The sequence below is a fragment of the Tsukamurella asaccharolytica genome (assembly GCF_007858435.1).
GTDB lineage: Bacteria > Actinomycetota > Actinomycetes > Mycobacteriales > Mycobacteriaceae > Tsukamurella > Tsukamurella asaccharolytica.
Window position 1 is genome coordinate 1 of the sequence record NZ_VIGW01000080.1, and the last position, 505, is coordinate 505.

Consider the following 505-nt stretch of genomic DNA (forward strand, 5'->3'; position numbering starts at 1 on the left):
ATCGTGATAATCATTGTGCGTTACTATCGCTCCTTTGGAGAAGCGGGGGAGAAAAAAGATCGATATTAAAATCAATGCGGAAGCTTGAATCTCCTTGATAAACACGTAGAATAAAACGCTTTGATTGAGCGCATTGAGTAGAGCTTAAGCGTGTTAAAATAAGAAAGAATCAGCGGTAGAGCATTCCTCAAGCGCTATAAAAATTAAAATCGATATGTAAGGTTGGATTGTGAGTTATCTGTCTATAGAGTTTGCCGTTGTCTTTATTCTCTTCTTTCTTCTCTATTGGTTATTTAGACGGAGCGTGGCGATCCAAAATGGCCTGCTTTTGGTGGCAAGTTATTGGATTATCGGGCTATTTAGTGTCGATTTCGCCCTGATTTTAGGGGGCTATACCACCGTTATCTATCTGCTCTCAACCGGTATTATTTATGGGCGATCCCCAAAGTTTTGGCTAATCAGCGCTATTGTCGTGGGTGTTGGGAACTTAGCGCTCTTTAAGTAC

At 41.0% G+C, this 505-nt stretch carries 1 protein-coding gene; it reads left to right on the plus strand.

The window, feature by feature from the left end; genetic code table 11:
• Positions 1-229: 229 nt before the first annotated feature.
• On the plus strand, positions 230-505 hold a 276-nt coding region (locus FK529_RS21015; protein ID WP_205124420.1), incomplete at its 3' end, for a hypothetical protein.